The sequence below is a fragment of the Celeribacter marinus genome (genome assembly GCF_965656515.1).
In the GTDB taxonomy this organism is placed as follows: Bacteria; Pseudomonadota; Alphaproteobacteria; order Rhodobacterales; family Rhodobacteraceae; genus Celeribacter; species Celeribacter marinus_D.
Genome location: NZ_CBFHKW010000059.1, coordinates 2,150 through 4,538, shown reverse-complemented (window position 1 = coordinate 4,538; position 2,389 = coordinate 2,150). Strand labels below are relative to the sequence as shown.

The 2,389-nt window shown below is 54.8% G+C and carries 3 protein-coding genes; all 3 read left to right on the top strand.

Annotation, left to right across the window (positions count from 1 at the left end; all coding sequences use genetic code 11):
• Positions 1–272: 272 nt before the first annotated feature.
• The 3 genes from rpsM to ACTG34_RS11595 all read left to right on the top strand — a co-directional run bounded on the left by rpsM (position 273) and on the right by ACTG34_RS11595 (position 2,187).
• Positions 273–641, top strand: coding sequence for a 30S ribosomal protein S13 (rpsM, locus tag ACTG34_RS11605; protein ID WP_439105062.1), 369 nt, complete (start codon positions 273–275; stop codon positions 639–641).
• Between the two features lie 14 nt (positions 642–655).
• A complete protein-coding gene (rpsK, locus tag ACTG34_RS11600; protein WP_062220444.1) occupies positions 656–1,048 on the top strand; it encodes a 30S ribosomal protein S11 in 393 nt (130 codons plus the stop codon).
• A gap of 122 nt (positions 1,049–1,170) precedes the next feature.
• A complete protein-coding gene (locus ACTG34_RS11595) occupies positions 1,171–2,187 on the top strand; it encodes a DNA-directed RNA polymerase subunit alpha (RefSeq protein ID WP_062220443.1) in 1,017 nt (338 codons plus the stop codon).
• Positions 2,188–2,389: the final 202 nt, after the last annotated feature.

The following is a 2,389-nucleotide window of genomic DNA, read 5'->3' as shown; positions in this document are numbered from 1 at the left end:
TCGGTCGATGGCCTGCAAGGCGTTGATGACGTCGCGCGCGATATCGCGAAAGCGCTCGCCTAGCATTGAGAAATTTGGTGGGCCACTTGACGGTCCGCCAAAATCTCCGTAAGGCACACCAACCCTCATGGGTACACAGATTCGCTGACGGGTCGCTCCCAATGCGATGATCATAGAATTCAGCTGACGCCCGCAGGTTGAAAGACCCGCGGGTTTGACGTTGTGAAAAAAGGTTCTGGACTTACGGAACCGCAACGAAAAGGAAATATCACGTGGCACGTATCGCCGGCGTAAACATCCCGACTGGAAAGCGGGTTCCAATCGCCCTCACATATGTAACCGGCATCGGCAGCACATCTGCTGAAGCTATCTGCGAAGCCGTAGGCATCGACCGCACACGTCGTGTAAACGAATTGTCGGATTCCGAAGTTCTGGCAATCCGCGAGCACATCGACGCGAACTACACCGTCGAAGGTGACCTGCGTCGCGAAACACAGATGAACATCAAACGTTTGATGGATCTCGGTTGTTACCGTGGCTTGCGTCACCGCCGCAATCTTCCTGTACGCGGTCAGCGTACGCACACAAACGCTCGCACTCGCAAAGGTCCTGCAAAGGCCATTGCTGGTAAGAAGAAATAAGGGAGATCTGATCAATGGCACGCGATACTCGTCGTACTACCAAGAAAAAGGTCTCCAAGAACATCGCCTCCGGCGTTGCTCACGTGAACTCGACCTTCAACAACACCAAAATCCTGATCTCCGACGTGCAGGGCAACGCGATCGCTTGGTCGTCTGCTGGCACCATGGGCTTCAAAGGCTCGCGGAAATCCACACCTTACGCCGCTCAGATGGCTGCCGAAGATGTGGGTAAAAAAGCGCAGGATCACGGCGTTAAAACCCTCGAAGTTGAAGTCCAGGGCGCAGGCTCCGGTCGTGAGTCCGCCTTGCGCGCACTTGCTGCTGCCGGCTTCAACATCACGTCCATTCGTGACGTGACACCGATGGCTCACAACGGCTGCCGCCCACCAAAGCGTCGCCGCGTGTAATCATCACGAACTATTTATGGACCGCAGGCGCTCATGCGTGCGGTCCGTTTTTGCGTTTTTAGATCCCTCGGGACGTCTCTCGCTTACGGACATGGACGAGAGACAAGCATGGAGGCTACTGCATGATCCACAAGAATTGGGCCGAGCTCATTAAACCCCAACAGCTTGAAGTGAAGCCTGGCAATGAGCCAGCTCGCCAAGCAACCATTATCGCCGAACCGCTCGAGCGCGGCTTTGGCTTGACGTTGGGCAACGCGTTGCGTCGCGTTTTGATGTCGTCGCTGCAAGGCGCGGCCATCACCTCCGTTCAGATCGACAACGTTCTGCACGAGTTTTCCTCCATTGCTGGCGTCCGCGAAGATGTGACCGATGTGATCCTCAACCTCAAAGGTGTTGCCTTGCGTATGGAAGTCGAAGGACCAAAGCGTCTTTCCATCTCCGCAAAAGGCCCGCTCGTTGTCACTGCTGGTGACATCTCCGAGAGCGCAGGCATTGAGGTTCTCAACAAAGATCACGTGATCTGTCACCTCGACGATGGCGCCGACCTGTTCATGGAACTGACCGTGAACACGGGCAAAGGCTACGTTGCCGCTGACAAAAACAAACCCGAGGATGCGCCAATCGGCCTCATCCCCGTGGACGCGATCTATTCGCCTGTGAAAAAAGTGTCCTATGACGTGCAGCCGACCCGCGAAGGTCAGGTTCTCGACTATGACAAACTCACACTCAAGATCGAAACAGACGGCTCCGTGACCCCCGAAGATGCAGTAGCTTACGCCGCGCGCATTCTTCAGGATCAGCTCGGCATCTTCGTCAACTTCGACGAGCCAGAAGCGGCTGGTCGCCAAGAAGAAGATGACGGCCTCGAGTTCAACCCACTTCTCCTCAAGAAAGTGGACGAGCTGGAATTGTCTGTCCGTTCGGCAAACTGCCTCAAGAACGACAACATCGTTTACATCGGCGATCTCATCCAAAAGACCGAAGCAGAAATGCTGCGCACGCCGAACTTCGGCCGCAAGTCTCTCAACGAGATCAAAGAAGTGCTTTCGGGAATGGGTCTGCACCTCGGCATGGACGTCGAAGAGTGGCCACCTGAAAACATCGAAGATCTGGCCAAAAAGTTCGAAGACCAGTTCTAAAGAATTTTCGGCCTCGGGACGTTGTTTCGGGGCCGGATTTGACCGCAGAGTTGTTTGAAACTCGGGTCACAAAGTCTTGTAAGAGGTGAAAGGGACTGCCTCGAAGTCTTACAAGTTTTGAACGATCGGGCCGCATTCATATGAATGTTTCCCCAAGGAGAGCCGGTGACACGCATCGCCGGTCAGACAAAGCAAAATGACG